This is a genomic window from Algoriphagus ratkowskyi, assembly GCF_002150505.1.
GTDB classification, from domain to species: domain Bacteria; phylum Bacteroidota; class Bacteroidia; order Cytophagales; family Cyclobacteriaceae; genus Algoriphagus; species Algoriphagus ratkowskyi.
The window spans coordinates 16884-37675 of sequence record NZ_MSSV01000025.1; the positions used below are offsets into that span (position 1 = coordinate 16884).

A 20792-nucleotide genomic window follows, 5' to 3' on the forward strand; every position below is an offset into this window, starting at 1 on the left:
GTTTTGTGCCTTGAATCAGCAGGCATGAAGTGCTTTATTCGAACATTTGGCGCAGACTGAAGAAACCAAATGATTCTCGGTAGGAGCGGAAAAGCCGCTGATTGTTTTGGTTATAATATTCTGTGAGCGATGTCATCATTTTTGCTTTGATCTTTGGGTTGCTGTCAAAAATCTCCTGCATTGCAGAGTGAGGAATTACGATTAATTCAGCTTCGTCAGAAACTATTAACGCGGTATAAGTTCTTTTGGCATTTTCCAGTAAGGAATTTTCACCAAAAGCTTCCCCTCTTTTGACTTGTAGAATAGTCTCAAAATTGTCTTTAATATCGATTGTTAGACTAATATCTCCGTTTTTCACTAAGTAAAGCGCTTGGCTTGGGTCTTTACTGAAAAACACCACCTCATCCTTCACATACTTTCTGTGGTGCATAGCAGGGATAAATCTCACCATTTCCTTGTCTTTCAAATTCTCAAAGAATTTAATCTGCCCGAGAAAAAGGAACATTTGTTCCTCCGCTTCAGTGTAAGTTTTAGAAAATGGATTAAGCATTATTTATCGTTTTTTTTAAATAAAGTAATTTCCGGGTAGCTGCTGTGGATTTTGCCCAGTCAGCGATCCTGTAGCCAATTACCCAGGCTACCTGTCCCTCAGAAAGTAATACTTTGACAGTATGTTTTTTAACCACAGGCACTTTCAAATCTATCAAAAAGTCGGATATTTTCTTGGTGTTTTTCATTCCAAGCGGAATAAAACGGTCACCTTCCTGCCAAGTTCTGATTTCTAAGGGAAAACTCAGTCGCTCGAGATCGAGCATGGCATTTTGCCGAGTTTTATCAATGGCCTCTTTACCTTCAAGTTTTATGATTTCATATTTCTCCTCTGTCAAAATAAAGTCTATATCACTTTCAGAAATTAGGATGGAATTAAAATCAACTGGTAAAGGTGCTAAAATCAACTGGTCTCGATCAAGGTTGAGTAAATGGCTAGTACTTTCGAATAGTTTTCCCGATTCACCTGTTTGACAGCTTTCTAAAATGTCCTGCGCCTGATCGGAGTTGAAGCCATAGGGACGAAGCCAAAAATACAGCAATGAAGCTGCGCCTGCAGTTCTTCCGATGTCAGTCAAAGGAAGTGTCTGCATTCCTTCTGAAACTTTTATTTTTTGAGCTGCCCAGTTTTCAAAAAGCGCATTGAAAGCCTTTCCAGTATCCTTTAATCGAGCGAAACTGTTTAATAAATTTGATCTAGCATCTTCGGAATTAGCATATAATGCTGGTAAACCGATATGACGGAGCTTATTTCTCTTGTAATCAGTTTTTTCATTAGAGCTGTCCTCTCTCCATTCGAGCTGATTTTTAAGCACGTAATCCTTGATCTCGTATCTACCAAAAATCAATAATGGACGAATCAACCAGCCTCTACGCTCAGCCATTCCGTAAATTCCTTCTATGCCTGTGCCGCGTAGTAAATTTAAGAAAATTGTTTCAATCTGATCGTCTTCATGATGTGCGAGTATGATGCCAGCTAAGTTTCGCTCAGCTCTGAGTTTTTCAAACCAATCGTAGCGAATCTCTCGGGCAGCCATTTGCGTAGAGATATTTCTATGTGATGCGAAGGCGTAAGTATCTGCGTGATGAACATGGAATGTTATACCAGATGAATTTGCCCATTTTCTAAGAAACTCTTCGTCCTCATCACTTTCTTTTGCACGTAGCTGAAAATTAACATGAGCTATCTCAAAAGGAATTTCCGCTTTGGTCAAAAGATTGCCTAAGCACATGCTGTCCATTCCGCCACTGCTGGCCAACAGATAGATTTTGGAAGGATCAAATATTGATTTGTTTCGAATATGCCGGATAAAAGTGTCAACCATTGATCAAAAATATCATTTTCTACTAAATTTGCCCACATTCGTGCAGTTATGACTACAGCCATATTTCGTATTCCCTTATTAATTCTGACTTTTTGGGTCGTTTGTTTATCAACCCAAGCCCAGGAGAAGTCCGTATTGGGTATTAAAAAAGCAGATCTATTAGGTGGCGATGGGCTTAAGGGCTATGAAAGGTTGATAGGATCGGTCGAGATGGAGCACAAGAATACCTTGATTTATTGTGACTCTGCCCATTTTTTCAGAAAAGAAAATAAAGCGAGACTCTTCGGTAATGTGAAAATTGTAGATCAGGTAGATCCTGTGACCACAACTAGTAGATATGCGGAGTATGATGGGAATACTCAGCTAGCCAAGCTGAGAAATAATGTGGTTTTCACCAATGACCAAACTAGGCTGACTACAAACTATCTGGATTATGACCGAGCAGGTAACATTGCCTATTACTTCAATAAGGGAAAGGTAGTCGATTCAGTAAATGTGCTCACGAGTGAGCGCGGAACCTATGAGGTAAATATTGAGCAAATCACTTTTAAAAAGGATGTAGTACTGGTCAATCCAGATTACACAATGAAAACCAATGATTTAATTTATCTCACCATTCCAAAAACCGCAGAGACAAAAGGCTTGACGAATTTGATTTCAAAGGATGGAAACACCCTTGATGCTCAACAGGGGAGTTTTTATGATACACAGGCGAAGAAGTTTAAGTTTTTCGAAGGAGTAGTGGAGTCTGAGACTAGCCGAATAAAGGCAAAAGAACTTTATTACAGCGAAGTAGATGCCTACTATGAAGGAAAAGAGAATGTTAGTGTTCTAAATAAAGAGCGGCAGGTAGAGGTCTTTGGTGATGTGGGAGAATATTGGGAGGAGCGAAAGTATAGTCTGGTTCATGGGAATGCCTTGGTCAGAAGATATTTTGAAACAGATACACTGTATATGGCTTCGGACTCACTGATTTCGCAAGACGGGGAGGCGGATTCTATGAAATATTTGCTAGCATTTCGTTCCGTTAAGTTGGTGAAAACTGACTTATCTGGTTTAGCTGATTCATTGGTATACAATTATTCTGATTCGTCTATTCAATTTTTTAAGGACCCAGTGATGTGGAACCAAAAAAGCCAGATAACTTCAGATAGTATGGTTTTTTACATCGCAAATGAAGAGTTAGATCGTGTGTTCATGAAGGATAAAGTGTTTGTGGTCACGCAGGATACAATTAGAAATTTCAATCAGATGAAGGGAAGAACGATGGTTGGCTACTTTGTGAATGGAAAGATGGACAAGATTGATATTGATGGAAATGGAGAGTCACTTTATTTTGCATTGCAAGCTGATACTATTGCTCAGGGAATCAATAAAACATTAAGTGCTAATATCAAACTCAGATTTAAAAATGGAGCTATTCAGCGGGTGACTTATGGAATAAAGCCCGATGGTAAATTCACTCCTTTTCAACTAATTAACGAGGAGAACTCAAGGCTTGAAGGATTCAAATGGAGGTTTGATGAAAAACCTAGTATTGAGGATATTTATATCTGGAGAAAACCTGAAGAGATTGATCCAAATGCAAAAAATTTATTTAATGAGCCAGATGTAGAGCTGCTTTTGCCCACCGAGCAAGAGATCTTAAAATCACTAGAAAAACGTGGTTGGAAACCAGAAAAAAAGAATTCATAGTCTGTTTTAGGAGATAAGCAATATGCGTAACGAGTTATGCTTGAAAAAATTTTAAAAAGGTTAACAGATTTTAACCGCATTTTTCTTCGATTAGCTAGTCATTGGCTTAATTTTGTCCGTATATTGATTACAGTTACAACATCTGAAGGCATATCGATTAAAACTCTACATGAAACTATTACTCATATTTTTCACATGGCTTTGGCTGTTGGTTCCCGTTTTTACGGAAGCACAACAGGTACGGGTATTGAGTGATGGTATAGAATTTCGTGGAGACTTGGGGTCAACTCAACGTAAAACAATCATACTTCAAAACGAAACTAATCAAGTTAAAATATTTCTACTCAAATCTCTTCGCGGTAATATTGGGTCTTCTCAAAAGGTAAAACTCTGTATTGGAGATCAGTGCTACGATCCAAAAAAAGATCTTGCAAAAATTAAACTGACTTTAAAGCCTGGTGAATTGTTGACAGACTTGTATCTGGAATTTGGTATGGGGATAGCTGCAACAAGAGGTTCCTTTGACCTTACTTTCGTAAATGAAAACAATCTTAGAGACCTTTTCATCGTTGAGGCAAGATATGAAGTCGATGATCCAGCAATTAGAGTTGATGAATTTGACTACAAGGACATAATGTTAAGTGACGTTTATCCAAATCCTAGTGTGAGAATAGCTCAATTCGATTATAATATTAAAAATCAATCTGTAAAAGCTCGAATAGCTATTAATAGCTTCATCGGGAATCCTATAGCAGATTATGACCTTGACCCGGATAGAAATGCACTGGTAATTAATGTATCAGATTACAATCCAGGGATATATTTCTATACACTTTTCTTGAACAATAAAAATATTGTTACCAAGAAGCTCGTTGTCAAGAAGTAAGACTTGACTATGCAGCAGTCATCCATTTGAATCCAAATAATTATCCCGTATATTTGCGGTCTTGAAAATGAAAATGCGCGTACAATCCATTCTGTTACTGATTATTATACTTGCCGTAAGTTCCTGCGGCCCTTTCAGCAAGCTTGAGAAAAGCACAAACTGGGAGGAATTATATGCAGGGGCAAATAAGTATTATCAAGAAGGAGAATATAATAAAGCTATTATCCTCTACGATAAGGTTTTACCTGTGATCCGAGGTAGTGAAAAGGCTGAACTGGCAGATTATAATTATGCCAATTGCCACTTCAAGACTAAGAGATATATTGAGGCTGCTGGTTATTTCAGCAATTTCTTCAGAACCTATAATAGGAGTCCGTTGGCGGAGGAGGCATTATTTATGAATGCTTATTCGCTTTACTTAGACGCTCCTGACGCCAATCTTGATCAGCAAAGTTCGCGGGAAGCTGTTGGTGCTATTCAGCAGTTTGTGACCAAATTCCCTGCCTCAGCAAGTTATGAGCGTGCCATGGAAATGTTAGTAGATTTGCAAAGCAGATTCGAACAGAAAGCCTACATGGAGTCATCTATGTATTACAGACTAAAAGACGGTTTGTATCCTGGAGATTACTACCGAGCCTGTATTATTAACTTCCAGAATTTCAGCAAGGATTACCCAGAAAGCAAGCATAATGAAGAACTAGCCTATAAGCTAGTGGAAGTAAGTACTGGATATGCAGAAAATAGCACCTTCTTTAAAAAGGAAGAACGATTGAAAGATGCTTTGGCATTTGCGAATACATTTTATCGCAAATATCCAAACAGTGCTTTTACAGGTAAAGTGAAAGAAATCGAGGTCAAGGCAAAGGAAGAGTTAAATGACCACTCTGTTAAACTGAAAGAGTATAATGACCGTTTGGCTGAGCAAAAAGCAAAAGCATTAGAGAATCAGACTTTGGAAAAAGTTGAAATTAAATAGAACTATAATCAAATAAGAATATGGCAATTAATCCATCCATCATTACGAGAGATCTTGATAAAATCGCTGATAAAACAGGAAATATCTATGAGTCTCTTCATATAATAGGGCAACGTGCAAAGCAGGTTTCTAACACCTTGAAGGAGGAGTTGAATATCAAGCTTTCAGAATTTGCTTCTACTGTTGATAATTTGGAAGAAGTATTTGAAAACAAGGAGCAGATCGAAATCTCTAAGTTCTACGAAAGAATGCCAAAGCCGAGCACGCTTGCTTTGGAGGAATTCATGGAAGGGAAAATCTATCACAGACTTCCAGAGGAACCAGCAGGCGAATAATTCTATGAGCCTCAAGGGTAAGAAAATTATAGTAGGCGTGACTGGCAGTATAGCTGCATATAAGTCTGCATTTCTTACTCGATTACTTATTAAAGCAGGAGCAGAAGTGCAAATCATCATGAGCACTTCTGCTTTTGACTTTATTACCCCGCTCACCTTAGCCACACTTTCCAAGAGACCAGTTTTGAGCCAATTCAAGGCTGATAATACTGGAGCTTGGAACAATCATGTGGAGCTTGGACTTTGGGCGGATTTATTTTTGGTGGCACCTATTAGTGCCAACACCTTGGCAAAATTTGCCAATGGTATCTGCGACAATTTACTTTCCGCTATCTATCTGTCTGCGAGATGTCCGGTTATGCTAGCTCCAGCGATGGATTTAGATATGTATCAGCATCCTTCAGTCCAATCAAATATTCAAAAATTAGAGTCCTTTGGGAATAGCATTCTTGATGCTGAATCAGGGGAATTGGCAAGTGGACTCACTGGGCAAGGTCGAATGATGGAGCCAGAACATATTTTGGGTAGAATTGAGGAGTTTTTTGCAAATAAGACCGATTTCAGTGGTAAGAAAGTAATGATTACCATGGGTCCAACGCAAGAGGCACTAGATCCTGTAAGATACATTAGCAATCACTCCAGTGGAAAAATGGGACTAGCTTTGGCAAATGCCTTTCTTTCAAGAGGAGCAGAAGTTTTTGTGATTTCAGGACCCATTTCATTAAAAGTAAATAAACATAGCTTTAACTGGAAGGATGTGAAATCCGCTAAGGAAATGTATGAGTCTGCTGCCGAGATCCATAGTAAAATGGATATATGCGTTTTTGCAGCTGCTGTAGCAGATTATGCACCTGCAGAAATTGCTCCTGAGAAGATTAAGAAAAGCGAGACTTCACTTGCAATTGAATTTGTGAAAAACGTAGATATCGCAGCCAAACTTGGCGCTCAGAAAAAGCAAAACCAAGTCCATATTGGCTTCGCTTTAGAAACTGAGAATGAAGCGAAAAATGCATTAAAAAAGCTATCAAAAAAGAATTTTGATATGATAGTTCTGAATTCCATGAAAGAGGCTGGAGCAGGATTTCAGTTAGACACCAATAAAGTGCATATTTTTCATGCATCTGGATTGGCTATCGAATCTGAGATTTTATCTAAAAACCAAATTGCTAATTTGATAGTAAACCAAATCAAAAATATACCAGTTTGGGTTTGAGGCTTGATATTTCCTTATTTTTAAGGCGATGAAGTCGAGCATGACTAACAACCGTATTCAGAGGGAGGATTTTTCCCTAGCTAAATTCCACCTGACTGCCAGTAAGTAGGTCTGACCATATAGAAGCAATTATAAACAGATGAAAAAAGGGATTATTCTCATACTCTTCTTTTGCTATTCATTCAGCGTATTTTCTCAGGAACTGAATTTCACAGTGACCATTAATAGCGAGCGGGCAAGAATTCAGAATACAGATATATTTAGTCAGATGAAGACTAATTTTGAACAATTTCTCAATGGCAGGTCTTGGACTACAGATGAATTTCGCCCAGAGGAGCGTATCAAGGGCAATCTTCTCATCACTATTAATGATGTCCCTCAAGTGGGCACGTATACTGCTACCGTGCAGATCCAAACTGTTAGGCCAATTTATGGTACCAATTTCGAAAGTTTGGTCTTTAACTTTGCTGACAGGAACTGGAACTTTGACTACTTAGAATCCCAGCCCCTTGAATTCAATCGCTTTACATTTTTGAATAATATAAGTTCTTTGCTGGCATTCTATGCTCAAATTGCGTTAGGCTTGGATTATGATTCCTTTGAAAGTCGTGGAGGTGATGAGTTCTTTGCGGCAGCAAATGATATTGTAAATAATGCACAGCAATCGGGACGTCCAGGGTGGGGGCAGAGCTCCTCTGATCGTAGAAATCGTTATGCATTAAATAATGACATCTATATATCCTCGGTATTTGCACCGATCAGAGATGCTTACTATCTATATCATCGCCAAGGACTCGATATATTGCTGATTCGCCCTGAAGAGGCTCATGGTAATATTCTGGAAGCAATCCGGATTTTGGCAGAAGCTAATAAAATTCAACCCAACGGGATATTTACAATATCCTTTATGGATGCTAAAAGCGATGAGATTACTTCAATTATGAAAAATGCTTCTCTTGAGATTCGGACAGAAATTGTCGCGTTGCTGTTGGAAGTTGACCCAAATAATGCGAGAAAGTACAATGAGCTGCTGAAAAGCTAAGCTCGATTTTTTAGTTTTGCCCAAACGAACGTTTAACCCATGCTCAAATCCTTAAGCATTTCTAATTATGCTCTGATTGACCACCTGCACATGCAGCCCAGTTCTGGACTCAGTATGATCACTGGTGAAACTGGTGCTGGTAAATCCATCATGCTTGGTGCTGTCGGTTTGCTTTTGGGAAATAGATCTGACACAAAAGTATTGCTTCATGACGATCAGAAATGTGTCATTGAAGGCGTATTTGATGTGGCAAATTATGGACTGAAGGACTTCTTTGATTTAGCTGAGCTAGATTATGAGCCTACCTGCATCATACGTAGAGAAATCAGCCCTGCCGGAAAATCTCGTTCTTTTGTGAATGATACGCCTGTGTTACTCGATGCAATGAAAACGCTGGGAAGTTTTTTGATGGACGTTCACTCACAGCATGACACACTACAACTCGGTGAGGGGAGCTATCAGTTGAGCCTAGTAGATGCATTTGCCCAGACTCAAGAGGAAGTAAGACAGTATAAAGCTGACTATAAGTCTTTTCAAAGAGCTCAAAAGTCATTTAATGAATTGAGTAGAAAAGCTATTGAACTGCAAAAAGAGGCTGATTTCAATCAGTTTCAGTTGGAAGAGTTGAGTGTCTTGGGTTTGAAAGAGAATGAGCAGCTGGATCTTGAATCCCTTCAGGAGGTTCTGGAAAATGCAGAAGAGATTAAGTTGAAGATTAATGAGATGTTGAATCTTTTTCAAGATGAGCAGTTTGGGATCACACAAGGAATGTCTCAAGTCCAGCAAGGGATGCAATCCTTGGAGCGATTGGCGCATGTGTTTGGATCTATTAAAGAGAGGTTTCTAGCTGTAAATATTGAATTGAAGGACATCGAACAAACATTAGGAGATGAAGAGAGTAAAGTGGAGGTGGATTTTGAGCGTTTGGATGAAATAAGAGAAAGGCTAAGCAAAATCTATCAGCTTCAGAAAAAGCATGGGGTTGCTTCTGTGGAGGAATTGATGGGCCTGGAAAAAGAACTGGCAGATAAGGTTTTTCAATTTCAGAATTTAGACGAATCACTCGGGAAAGCCAAGCAAGAGTTGGAGGCGAGTAAGTCGAAAGTAGATGGTTCAGGGAAGTCACTTCGTAAGAAGAGGCAAGGCAGTTTTACTGATTTTCAAAGTTCTTTAGAAAGATTGCTGGCCGGACTAGGCATGGAGAACTCTAAGGTAGTGATGGAACACAAACCCGTTGAGCCATCAGCAAGTGGATTAGACGAAATTGAATTGCTTTTTTCTGCTAATAAGGGATCTTCTCCTCAGCCTTTGAAAAAAGTGGCATCTGGAGGTGAATTTTCCAGATTGCTTTTTGCTATCAAATACTTGATGGCAGATAAAATGGCAATGCCTACCTTGATTTTTGATGAAATTGACACGGGTATTTCTGGTGAAGTAGCCTTGAAAATGGTTGCTATGATGCAGGATATCTCTAAGAATCATCAGGTAATTTGTATAACACATTTGCCTCAGGTAGCTGGGCAGGGAGACCTTCATTATTTTGTTTACAAGGATAATTCCTCGGAGAAAACAGTAAGTAAAATTAAGCTTTTAGATAAAGAAGAAAGAGTTCAAGAGCTTGCCAAAATGATCTCTGGGGCTACTCCCTCAGCTTCAGCTATAGAAAGTGCAAAGGAATTACTACGACGCTAATTCTGGCTTTAGATCAATTTGAAAGCTCATATGATAATTTTTGCCTATTTTTGGACAATATTTTTGAAAAAAAAACCCAAGCTATATGCCAGATAATTTGCTAAAAGGAAAACTGGGTATCATCACCGGTGCTCTTGATGAGAACTCAATTGCGTGGAAGACAGCGCTTAAAGCGAAAGAGCAAGGAGCAAGATTTGTATTGACTAATGCGCCAATTGCAATGCGTATGGGTGCGATCAATGACCTTGCGAAAGAATGTGATACCATCGTGATTCCTGCAGATGCTACGAGCACAGAAGATATAGAGAAATTGTATACTGAAGCTAAAGAGTATTTAGGCGGTAACTTTGATTTCATTTTGCATTCCATCGGGATGTCTCCAAACATTAGAAAAGGTAGATCATATGGTGACCTGAACTATGATTGGGCTATGAAGTCTTATGATGTTTCTGCAATTTCTTTTCATAAGATGATGCAAGTAGCTGAGAAGCAAGATGTGATGAATGAGTGGGGATCGATTGTTGGTCTTTCTTACATCGCTGCTCAGAAAGTTTTCCCATTTTATACAGACATGGCGGATGCCAAAGCATTGCTTGAAAGCATCGCACGTGGATATGGTTATAGATTTGGTAAGCTGAAAAAAGTAAGAGTAAATACAATCTCTCAATCACCAACAAAGACTACCGCTGGTACAGGAATTGGTGGATTTGATTCGTTTTACAATTTCGCAGAATCGCTTTCTCCACTTGGGAATGCATCAGCAGAAGCTTGCGCAGAATATATCGTTACCATGTTCTCTGACTATACCAGATTAGTTACCATGCAAAACCTCTTCCACGATGGAGGATATTCCTGCACGGGAATCTCTGAAGACATCATGGAGAAGTTTAAGGATTTATAAATACCACTGACAATCCTTAAAAGCCCTTTGGAAATTTCCTTAGGGCTTTTTTTGTTCTTGCTGCTCATCCTATTTCGATTTTTTGTTTTGACTTTTTGACTTAACTTATTGAGCTGAATAAGACTACCACCTATGAAAAAAAGACTTTTACTCCTTGCCATTTTTGGCCTTTTTCTCTATACCTCTTCATTTTCCCAGATAGAATCTGCACCAAACAGAAATGAAGGTGATGGGCAATATGGACGATTGATATTAAGAGGCGTCATCCTGATTGATGGTACAGGTGCACCACCTGTTGGGCCCGTAGATATTGTAGTGGAGAAAAATAGAATTGCCCAAATCCAAGTTGTAGGCTATCCGGGAATGCCAATCAATGAGGATCGGAGACCAAAAGCTGGGATTGATGATAAGGTTTATGAATTAGAAGGACATTATTTGCTTCCTGGATTTGTGGATTCTCACGGACATATTGGCGGTAGAGGACAGGGAACACCTGCGGAGTATGTGTTCAAACTTTGGATGGCGCATGGAATCACAACTATTCGGGATCCTTCAGCTGGAAATGGTTTGGATTGGGTGCTGGATCAAAAGGAAAGGTCTGCAGCAAATGAAATTACCGCACCAAGGATTTTGGCTTATACAAGTTTTGGGCAGGGTGCGAAAGCTCCAATCACGACTGCCGATCAAGCAAAGGCCTGGGTAAATGAGAATGCTAAAAAAGGAGCTGATGGGATTAAGTTTTTTGGAGCAAATCCAGAAGTAATGGAAGCTGCTATATCCGAAAATAAGAGAATTGGCCTACGCTCTGCGATGCATCATCAGCAGTTGGATGTGGCTCGTTGGAACGTAATGAATTCTGCAAAAGCTGGGCTAACATCGATGGAGCATTGGTATGGTTTGCCAGAGGCATTGTTTGAAAATCGTACAATCCAGGATTTTAGATTGGATTACAACTATCAGAATGAGCAGCATCGTTTTGCTGAGGCAGGTAAGCTCTGGAAGCAGGCAGCTCAGCCAGGATCTGACCATTGGAATAAAGTTATGGATGAATTGCTTGCTTTAGATTTTACGCTGGACCCAACATTTAATATTTACGAGGCCAATCGGGATTTGATGGGGGCGAGAACAGCTGAGTGGCATGATGTCTATACTTTACCTTCACTTTGGCGATTCTACGCTCCAAGCCGTCAATCTCATGGTTCGTATTGGTTTGATTGGACTACGGAGGAAGAAGTTCAATGGAAAGAAAATTACAGGCTTTGGATGACTTTTGTTAATGAATACAAAAACAAAGGAGGAAGAGTAACTGCAGGTTCTGATTCTGGATTCATCTATCAATTGTATGGTTTCGCATATATCAGAGAGTTGGAATTACTTAGAGAAGCTGGATTTCATCCGCTAGAAGTGCTACGTTCAGCGACACTTCATGGTGCAGAGTTGCTTGGCATGGAAAAAGAAATTGGCTCTGTTGAAGTTGGGAAATTGGCAGATTTTGTGATTTTGGAAGAGAATCCGCTGCAAAACCTGAAAGTTCTTTATGGTACCGGAGCGATCAGAATAGATGAAAATAATAAACCAATTCGTGTTGGAGGCGTAAAATACACCGTTAAAGATGGGATAGTTTATGACGCCAAAAAACTTTTGGAGGATGTGAAAGTTATAGTAGAAAGGCAAAAAGCTGAAGAAGGATTTACAATTACACAGCCAGGCTTGGATTGGTAACTAGGAATTGAATTTAGAATAGAGGTGTCTAGTTCATACGTTTTTCACAAGTTAGATATACATATAACAAAAAAAGTAATGCCTCATATCAATGTAAATGGAGTTAATATTTTCTACACTGATCAGGGAAATGGTGACGAAACGATAGTTTTCTCACATGGTTTGCTATGGAGCCATAGGATGTTTCAAGATCAAATAGACTTTCTTAAAAGTAGATTCAGAGTTATTGCATATGACCATAGAGGGCAGGGTCAAAGCGAAGTTAAAGGTCCATTTGACATGGATGCGATCTCGGAGGATGCGGCAGAATTGATCAAGGAATTATCTGATGGTCCTGTGCACTTTGCCGGACTCTCTATGGGCGGCTTCGTAGGTATGAGACTTGCTGCCAGATTTCCTGAATTGATAAAGAGTTTGATCTTGATGGAGACATCTGCAAATGCTGAACCCATAGAAAATATCTCCAAATACAAAACACTAAACGGATTTGTAAAATTGATAGGTATTCGCACGCCTATAGCTAATAAAGTGATTAAGATAATGTTTGCTGAAAGCTGGCTGAACGATCCTCTCAATTCTGAAAAGATTAATTTTTGGAAGTCCGAGTTGAAAGCAAATAAAAAGAATGTTACGGGACCTGTTGAAGGTGTGATTTATAGAAAAGGAATTGAAAAAGAACTTGTGAGAATCGCCTGTCCTACTATGGTGCTAGTAGGTGATGAAGATGTAGCTACTACTCCGGCCAAGGCTAAATTTATCCAAATGAGTATTCGGAAATCTAAATTGCATACTATCCCTGGCGCTGGTCATAGCAGTTGCATTGAAAAGCCAAAAGAAATTAATCGGTTGATTGGAGATTGGCTGGTTCAATGGAGCTGATTTTTTTAACAAGACGGAAATATATCAGCTTTTTAGTTGGTAGTATTCGTATGTGACCTAGAGTCCCTTAGGAGCAATTCTCCTATTTTTTTTAAAAAAAATAATTTGAAAATGAAACCTTTTTCTACATTTACATGTATATACATTAAATACGATAACAAAAGATAAAATTGATATGGGAAGTCTAGAAGAAGCAATTATGCAGAAGGAGTTTAAAGACCCCTACAATAAATTAGTGGTCAATATTCTTTATACACATAGCTATATGGTGTCAGCTCAGAATGGCATATTAAAGCCTTTTGATCTTTCACCTGAGCAATACAATGTGCTTAGGATTTTGAGAGGGCAAAATGGAGTCCCTACGACCGTATCTTCTATACAGGATAGAATGCTTAACAAAATGTCTAATGCTAGTCGTCTAGTGGATAAATTGAAAGCTAAAGAGTTGGTAGAAAGAAGGGAATGTCCAACTGATCGCCGTCAAGTGGATATTCTAATTACTGAAAAAGGACTTCAAATACTGAACGATCTGCACATCCTGATGGAAGGTTTTAATAATCAAGTCATCAATTTAAGTGAAGAGGAAGTGATTGTGATGAATAATCTTCTGGACAAATTACGAGGCTAAAAAATTGCACACTTACATGTGTATATGCATTTAATATTAATACAAATACAACCAAAACAAAAAAAGCTATGAGTACTACAAAATGGATTATCGACCCAACACACTCTGAAGTGTCTTTCAAAGTAAAACACTTGGTCATCTCTACAGTCACAGGTTATTTCAGAGAATTCGAAGGAGCTGCTGAAAGTACTTCTGATGATTTCGACGGAGCAAATGTTTCTTTCTCTGCGGCGGTTAGCAGTATCGATACGAATCAAAAAGATAGAGACAATCATTTGAAGTCTGCTGATTTCTTTGATGCAGAGAACCATCCTAAATTGACTTTCTCTGGAAAAATCATGAAGAATGGTGGCGATTACAAATTAGTTGGTGATTTGACATTAAGAGAAACTACTAAGAATGTTGAATTCAATGTGGATTTCGGTGGAGTTGCAGGTGATCCTTATGGACAAACCAAAGCTGGTTTTGAAATCGAAGGTAAAATCAACAGAAAAGATTTCGGTCTTTCTTGGTCCGCAGTAACTGAGGCTGGAAGCATAGTCGTTAGTGATCAAGTCCGCTTGATATTGAATATTCAGCTTGTAAAACAAGCATAATAAGAATAGATCTCTCAGAGATTCCCGATGGCTATATAGGGCTGTCGGGACTCTAAGGTTACTTTACAGCCATTTAGATCTTAAAGGTTTTAAATTTTATTTAACATTTTCCCACATACCATGAAACCATTAATCACAGGAATCCATCATATCACTGCGATAGCTGGAAACCCTCAAGCAAATATTGATTTCTACACTGGAATCCTTGGATTGAGACTGGTGAAGAAGACGATTAATTTCGATGCGCCTGGTGTTTATCATTTCTATTTTGGAGATGAATTAGGACGACCAGGTACTGTATTTACCACGTTCCCTTTTACTGGCGCCCGTAAAGGGACCAAAGGAGCTGGTGAGGTCACTTACACTGCCTTTTCTGTTCCAGCGGGATCATTGGATTATTGGGGAGAGCGATTAAAAAAATATGGCATAACAGTCTCTGATATTCTGACCAGATTCGGAGATAAGTTAATCAGATTCGAAGACCATGATAGTATGGGGATAGAATTGGTTGCCAATGATCAGGACGATCGGACAGGTTGGTCTTATGGGCAAGTGCCAATTGAGCATTCTATTAAAGGATTCTATGGAGCTACTTTAAGTTTACGAGCTAAGGATTTGACAGAAAAATTGCTTACTGAGCATATGGACTATCATTTTATAGGTGAGGAAAATGAAAGATTCCGTTATGGCACAGCAGGTAAACCAGGAGATATTGTGGATATCGTAATTGATAAATCTGGAAACCGAGGTATGCAAAGTGCTGGTACAGTGCATCATATCGCTTTTAGAACAGAGAATAAAGCGTCACAACTTCAAGTTCAGGAGATCTTGATGCGAAATGGCTATCAAGTGACAGAGGTGAAAGATAGAAGTTACTTTACGTCAATTTATTTCCGGGAACCAGGAGGAGTTTTATTCGAAGTAGCTACCGATGAACCCGGCTTTGCGATAGATGAGGATGAAGCTCACTTAGGAGAATTGATCAAATTGCCTGAATGGGCTGAGCCTAATCGTGCAAAACTTGAAGAGAGTTTAGCGTCTGTTAAATTAAATGTAGAAGAATATGACTAAGATAAAAACAGCAGGCTTACCCTTGTCTGAAGCCAAAAAGGCTGTAATTCTAATTCATGGAAGAGGTGCAAGTGCAGAAAGTATTCTTTCACTTTCACAACACCTTTCCTTAGATGATTATGCGCTATTGGCACCAGAAGCTGAAGGTGGCTCATGGTATCCTTACAGTTTCATGGCTCAGGATTCAGCAAACCAATCTGCTTTAGCCAAATCCTTAGAGGCGATCAAAGGAATATGGGACCAAGTAATAGCAGCAGGTGTTTCTCCAGAAAACGTAGTGTTACTAGGCTTTTCTCAAGGTGCCTGTCTGAGTCTTGAATTTGCTGCGCAAAATGCCCAAAAGCTAGGTGGAGTTATAGCTTTTACTGGTGGTCTAATTGGTGAGAAGATTCTTGAAGAAAAGTATTCCGGTGATTTTGAAGGGACACCTGTCTTTATTGGAAGTAGTGAAAAAGACGTTCATGTACCTCTTTCTAGAATAAAAGAATCAGAAACCCTACTGAGCAGGATGGGTGCAAAAATGAAATTGTTAATATTCAAGGACTCAAATCATACCATCCGCGAGGAAGAGATTGATTGGGTAAATGAAAATATATTGTAAATAGGTTTTCTTACTTACGAAAATCCTCTGGCAGTTTGTCAGAGGATTTTTTTTGTTCGAAACTTATCTGCTTTAGAATCAATCTTGATTTTTTGTTTAATTTTTTACCGCAAAGTCCACAGAGATTTACACGGAGGACACAGCTGAACAACTTCTCAGGAAGCTGGATTTAAACTATCTTTCCATCGAGGGTTGTGAAAGCTGATTTCATAAATGAGTTTAAATTAATATTTCACAATCCTTTGAGTTAAAAAGGCTTTGAACTGCTTATATATCACTCTATTTTGTCCTGTTTTTCCCTTAAAAATTATTTTATAATTAACTGATAATCAGTAAATAAATGTGTTTTTAATTGTTTTACTCCATGTGCTGAATAATTTTACGCAGTACACTGTGCAAAAGATATCTAATAGGAATAACTCACCTGAGAGCCTCGTTCTGGATCGAGTTCTATATTCGCGAAGACTCCAATTTCCTGCTGTAAATCTTCCACATGACTGATTATCCCGACGATTCGGTTTTCATGGCGAAGTGACTTGAGGGTTTCGAAGACCACCCTAAGCGCATTCTTATCCAAAGCTCCAAAGCCTTCATCCATAAAGAAGAAGCTTTGATCTGCCTGATTGAGCGCTTTTACTTTCTCAGCAAGTGCCAAAGCAAGACAAAGTGAAGCCTGGAAAGTCTGCCCGCCTGAGAGTGTTTTAAGTAGTCTCTTCTTACCTCCATTCAGGTAATCAATCACCCAGAACGTATTATTGTCATCGATGTCTAGACTCAGTTGGTTTTTGCAGAGCTTCATAAAACGCACGTTGGCTGTGTTGCATAGTTCCTTGAGGTAAATGGAACTCACAAACTTCACAAATCCACTCCCGCGGAACATATTGTCCAGCTCTTTGAGATAGCTTTCTCTGATTTCCAGTTTGGCGAAGTCTGCCTGATGAACCTTCTTTTCAGCTAGTTTGCTTATGGTTTCTTGAATCTCCTTGTCGAACAAAAGCACTTGTTTTTGAAAGGACTCAGCATTGGTTTTTAAGTTTTGAAATGAAGTGGTAAGCTCTTGGAACGCTTCTTCTTGAAAAGAAATTACCCCTTCTTCAGCTTCCAGTTCCTGAATTCTATTCTCAGCGATGGCAAGTTTCTGGTCGAACTGAGTGATCTCACGAGCTACTTTCTCCGCATCAATTGAGTACTGGAACAAGTGAATCAATCGCTCCTCATCCGTGAATTCATACTTAAGTTTTAGCTCTTCAAAATCTGTCTTTAGATTTTCAAGCTTGATCGAACTCTGTTCACGAAGCTGTGTGAAATTGATTAGATCAGCTAAATTCTTATCTGTCACACTGCGTTTCTCCCGTAAGTGCTTCTGTTTTCCCTCAAGTAGTTGAAGTGCCTCTTCGATGTCTTTTTCAACTTTATCTATTGCAGATTTGATTTGATTTGTTTCTCTAGCGAAAAACTGCTTGCAGAAAGCCATGTCTCTGATTTCTTCTTTTTTAGAGGAAATATTGGACTGGACAGATTGCAATTTCAATTGTGCCTGTTGCAATTCTTTTTCGGACTGATCTATTATAATGCGCTCAGAATCCCAGTTTTTACGATGTGATTTCACTTCTTGAAGCAATTTTTCTCGAGTTTGAGAACCGTGCTCTATCGCCTGTATTTTGGCTAAAAGCTCTTCATGCCCCTCAATTCCAATTTGCGCTAAGCTGCTTTTTATGGAGCTAAGGTTTTGCTCTGCTTGTTGGATTTCTATGCTTTTAGATCGTGAAGTTTTTTGATGATTTTCTAGATGAAAGGCCAATTCACTGTAGCTGGATTTTGACGTGTGAATCTGTTCTAGGAGTAGCTTGGCTTCCTGTATCTGAAGATCTTTTTGCTCCAAGTTATTTTCCGCATCGCCTTCAAGGGGAGTCGGATGTTCTAGCGCTCCGCAAAGTGGACATGCCTCTCCATTGTGAAGCAAATGAACATGGGCCGCGAGTCCCTGCTTTTGCATCAAGAGATCACGCTGTTTCTCTAGTTCTAGAATAGTTGTTTTCTGTGATATCAGCCACGTTTCGTGCGAACTTTCATTAGCAGGAATAGTGATTTTCAAAGCTTCTAGTTGCCCTTTGAGAGTTTCAATTTCCTGAGTTATTTCATTCGCTTCCAATTGAGTTTTAATCAATTGATTTTCTTGCTGCTTCCAGTCTTTTGCTGAACTCATCAAATTGGCTAAAACTGAGCTATCTGTTGAGCTGATCTTTTCAGCTTCGCTTTCTAGCTCCGCGATTTTTGTTTCTAATCCCTTCTGAGTTTGTTTTTTGCTTTCTATAGTTGGTTGCAAATTGAGCAGTGTAGCATTCGCCTGCTCGCGCTGAGTTTCTAGCGTTTGAATTTCTATGACTTTTTTCAAGTCACGGATTTTAGCTTCACGCTGTGGTCTTTCCTTATTTTTAGCCTTTAGATCAGCTTCTTGCTCTTCGAGCTCCGCCACTTCCTTGGCGAACTCAATTTTGAAACGCTCACAATCGATCACGCTTACTTTATACTTTTCTAAATCAGCCTTGGTATCACCAATCTGATCCCAAATTGGTCGAAGATAGGTTTTGGCAGTGATGAATTCAGAGTGGAGCTGACGCTGTTTTTCTATCTCAGGGCGTAGTGATACAAGATTTTCTTGTTCGGCTCTGAACTTTAATAATTGCTGGTTTTTCGCTCTGAGATTTTCTTGAAGTCGAACTTCTGTTTCTGCACTTTTTAGCTTTAGCGAAGCATCAGTTGCTTGAGTTTGTAACTCAGCGAATTGACTCTGTTTTTCAGTCAGTATTTCCTCTGAATATTCCTCCAAACCTTGCAATTGAGTTTCGAGACGGATTTTCTGCTCTTTGAGAGTTTTTAGAAGTATTCCTGTTTTAAAAGAAAGATCAAATCGCTCCAAACCAAAAAGCTCCTTCATCATCTTCGCTTGATCGATGGGCTTTTGATCTATGAACTCACGGAATTTCCCCTGAGGAATAATCACCGTCTGCTTGAAGTGTTCCTTTCGCATGCCGACGATCTCCTCAGCTCTTGCAGTTATAGATTCCCAGTTTCCGTCTACTTTTTCATAAAAAGTATGTTCTGCAGGTTTGATGTCATCGAAATTCTTCGAATTTCTCTTCGCTGAATAACGAGCCAAATAGGTTTTAGCATTATTTCTACCTGAGCTGAATTCGAAATTTAGAAGCAGTAGATCACTCTGTAGATTGACCATACTGTTCTTTTCTCCCCGATCAGAAAGTCGCTCAGTACTGCCATATAGCGCTAGAAGCACAGCTTCCAAAATGGATGATTTTCCACTTCCCACTGCGCCGAAAATTCCAAATAATCCAGCCGCTGTGAGCTTATCAAATTCTATTGTCTGTTTCTCTTTGTAGGAATACAATCCCTGTATGTCAAGTTTAATAGGAATCATGCTTGGTCGTTTTGGCTGATGACTTCTTTGAAGATGGTAAGTAGCTCTTCGTTTGGCTCTTGACCCTTGTCACTTTGGTAGAAAAGCTTGAATAAACTTTCCATGTCTTTTCCCAGGTCTTCCACTTTTAGACTTAGATTTTCCCTGCCCAAAGGGTTTTTGATCTGCGGAATCAAGTTCACAATTCCATCGTGTCCTTTCATGATTGCTTTTCGGGTTGCTGCTTCGATGGAGCTTTCGGTGATGTAGGTCAATTCCACAAAGCAATAAGGATTCTTTTCTAGCCAGGCTAAAGTTTCTGGAAGATTATCGAAGGTTTTGCGATAGAGAGGTCTTCCTTCGGTCAATCCAATTGGACTATAGCTTACAGGCTTCACCGGTTCTGCTTCGATGATCACTACTTGCTTTTGCTGGTCGGCTTCGCTGAAGGAGTAGGCGAGAGGAGAACTGGAATACACTACTGGGCAATGCTCGTGTCCGACTGAGTGATAGCGATGTAAATGTCCCAAGGCTGCGTACTGGATTTGTGCTGGGAGATTTCTAGTATATAGTGCTTGAGTTCCACCCACATGGAGAATCGGTCTCTCAGATTCTGGCTCCGCTTCCGGTTTTTCTCCTTCTTTCATAAAGAAAAAATGTCCTGCGAAAAGATTAACGCCTTGATCATCGCAATACTGATCAGCGATTTTCTTCCAATTTGCACCCATCAAATTGCGGAATTCCTCCTCACGATCTCCTTCGCCTAGGTATGTTTTCATCGAAACCTCATTGGCGTATGGAGCCAAGATAATTCGAACTGGAAAATCAAATTTGGGCAGTTTCATTTCCACAAAACCTTCAGCAGCTTGTGTGATTTCTATGCCATTATCAAGTTTACCAGTTGGGATGACTGTGTCATATTTTCCATAGAAAAAAATACCCATCTCTCGAGCCAGAGGATCTGGAGCTTCGACAAACTGCGTACTGTCATGGTTTCCTGAGATGGCGATAATCGGTCGTTTGCCACCATTTGTCAATCTGCGGAGTGATTTGTAAAGCAATTCTACCGCCTCATGACTTGGATTGAAGGTGTCAAAGATATCTCCAGCCAACAGAATCAAATCTACATTTTCCCGATCAGCTATTGTTCTGATTTCTTCCAAAACCAGTTTTTGCTCCTCGAGTCTTGAGAATTCCTGAAGTCTTTTTCCTAAATGCCAATCTGCGGTGTGGAGGATTTTGATCATGTCCGTTCTAAAAATGAAT

At 39.4% G+C, this 20792-nt stretch carries 18 protein-coding genes; 14 read left to right on the forward strand and 4 right to left on the reverse strand.

Features of this window, described 5'->3' with window-relative positions:
* Positions 1 to 34: 34 nt before the first annotated feature.
* Positions 35 to 550 carry a Crp/Fnr family transcriptional regulator gene (locus BVH02_RS18920; protein ID WP_086503039.1) on the reverse strand — a complete coding sequence of 172 codons (516 nt, stop codon included), beginning with the start codon at positions 548 to 550 and terminating at the stop codon, positions 35 to 37.
* A complete protein-coding gene (gene tilS / locus BVH02_RS18925; RefSeq protein ID WP_086503040.1) occupies positions 543 to 1874 on the reverse strand; it encodes a tRNA lysidine(34) synthetase TilS in 1332 nt (443 codons plus the stop codon). Before tilS ends, BVH02_RS18920 begins: the two co-directional genes overlap by 8 nt.
* Positions 1875 to 1922: 48 nt before the next feature.
* Between tilS and BVH02_RS18930 the strand changes: the two genes are divergently transcribed.
* From BVH02_RS18930 to BVH02_RS18995, 14 genes are all read left to right on the forward strand, one after another.
* Positions 1923 to 3569 (forward strand): OstA-like protein, encoded by a 1647-nt coding sequence (locus BVH02_RS18930; RefSeq protein WP_086503041.1) that lies wholly within the window; start codon positions 1923 to 1925, stop codon positions 3567 to 3569.
* Between the two features lie 169 nt (positions 3570 to 3738).
* The gene (locus tag BVH02_RS18935; RefSeq protein WP_086503042.1) at positions 3739 to 4455 is read left to right on the forward strand and encodes a T9SS type A sorting domain-containing protein; all 717 of its coding nucleotides are present in this window, start codon (positions 3739 to 3741) and stop codon (positions 4453 to 4455) included.
* A 67-nt stretch (positions 4456 to 4522) separates the two neighbouring features.
* The gene (locus BVH02_RS18940; RefSeq protein WP_169712851.1) at positions 4523 to 5431 is read left to right on the forward strand and encodes an outer membrane protein assembly factor BamD; all 909 of its coding nucleotides are present in this window, start codon (positions 4523 to 4525) and stop codon (positions 5429 to 5431) included.
* 20 nt (positions 5432 to 5451) lie between these two features.
* The gene (locus BVH02_RS18945) at positions 5452 to 5766 is read left to right on the forward strand and encodes a DNA-directed RNA polymerase subunit omega (protein ID WP_086503043.1); all 315 of its coding nucleotides are present in this window, start codon (positions 5452 to 5454) and stop codon (positions 5764 to 5766) included.
* 4 nt (positions 5767 to 5770) lie between these two features.
* Positions 5771 to 6979: a bifunctional phosphopantothenoylcysteine decarboxylase/phosphopantothenate--cysteine ligase CoaBC gene (gene coaBC / locus BVH02_RS18950; protein WP_086503044.1), complete on the forward strand. Its 1209-nt coding sequence runs from the start codon at positions 5771 to 5773 to the stop codon at positions 6977 to 6979.
* 139 nt (positions 6980 to 7118) lie between these two features.
* Positions 7119 to 8021: a type IX secretion system protein PorD gene (porD, locus tag BVH02_RS18955; RefSeq protein ID WP_086503045.1), complete on the forward strand. Its 903-nt coding sequence runs from the start codon at positions 7119 to 7121 to the stop codon at positions 8019 to 8021.
* Positions 8022 to 8060: 39 nt separating this feature from the next.
* A complete protein-coding gene (recN, locus tag BVH02_RS18960) occupies positions 8061 to 9713 on the forward strand; it encodes a DNA repair protein RecN (RefSeq protein WP_086503046.1) in 1653 nt (550 codons plus the stop codon).
* An 85-nt stretch (positions 9714 to 9798) separates the two neighbouring features.
* Positions 9799 to 10614, forward strand: coding sequence for an enoyl-ACP reductase FabI (locus BVH02_RS18965; RefSeq protein ID WP_086503047.1), 816 nt, complete (start codon positions 9799 to 9801; stop codon positions 10612 to 10614).
* A gap of 132 nt (positions 10615 to 10746) precedes the next feature.
* Positions 10747 to 12336: an amidohydrolase family protein gene (locus BVH02_RS18970; protein WP_086503048.1), complete on the forward strand. Its 1590-nt coding sequence runs from the start codon at positions 10747 to 10749 to the stop codon at positions 12334 to 12336.
* Positions 12337 to 12414: 78 nt separating this feature from the next.
* A complete protein-coding gene (locus tag BVH02_RS18975; RefSeq protein WP_086503049.1) occupies positions 12415 to 13215 on the forward strand; it encodes an alpha/beta fold hydrolase in 801 nt (266 codons plus the stop codon).
* A gap of 175 nt (positions 13216 to 13390) precedes the next feature.
* A complete protein-coding gene (locus tag BVH02_RS18980; RefSeq protein ID WP_086503050.1) occupies positions 13391 to 13843 on the forward strand; it encodes a MarR family winged helix-turn-helix transcriptional regulator in 453 nt (150 codons plus the stop codon).
* A 68-nt stretch (positions 13844 to 13911) separates the two neighbouring features.
* Entirely contained in the window at positions 13912 to 14439 is a 528-nt protein-coding gene (locus tag BVH02_RS18985) for a YceI family protein (RefSeq protein WP_086503051.1), read from the forward strand.
* Positions 14440 to 14559: 120 nt separating this feature from the next.
* Complete coding sequence (locus BVH02_RS18990) at positions 14560 to 15510, forward strand: ring-cleaving dioxygenase (RefSeq protein ID WP_086503052.1); 951 nt, start codon at positions 14560 to 14562, stop codon at positions 15508 to 15510.
* Positions 15503 to 16111: an alpha/beta hydrolase gene (locus BVH02_RS18995; protein WP_086503053.1), complete on the forward strand. Its 609-nt coding sequence runs from the start codon at positions 15503 to 15505 to the stop codon at positions 16109 to 16111. The genes BVH02_RS18990 and BVH02_RS18995 overlap by 8 nt, the downstream gene beginning before the upstream one ends.
* Positions 16112 to 16517: 406 nt before the next feature.
* Here BVH02_RS18995 and BVH02_RS19000 read toward each other — a convergent pair whose 3' ends face one another.
* A complete protein-coding gene (locus tag BVH02_RS19000; protein ID WP_086503054.1) occupies positions 16518 to 19547 on the reverse strand; it encodes an SbcC/MukB-like Walker B domain-containing protein in 3030 nt (1009 codons plus the stop codon).
* Entirely contained in the window at positions 19544 to 20773 is a 1230-nt protein-coding gene (locus BVH02_RS19005) for a metallophosphoesterase family protein (RefSeq protein WP_191278356.1), read from the reverse strand. Before BVH02_RS19005 ends, BVH02_RS19000 begins: the two co-directional genes overlap by 4 nt.
* Between the last annotated feature and the right edge of the window lie 19 nt (positions 20774 to 20792).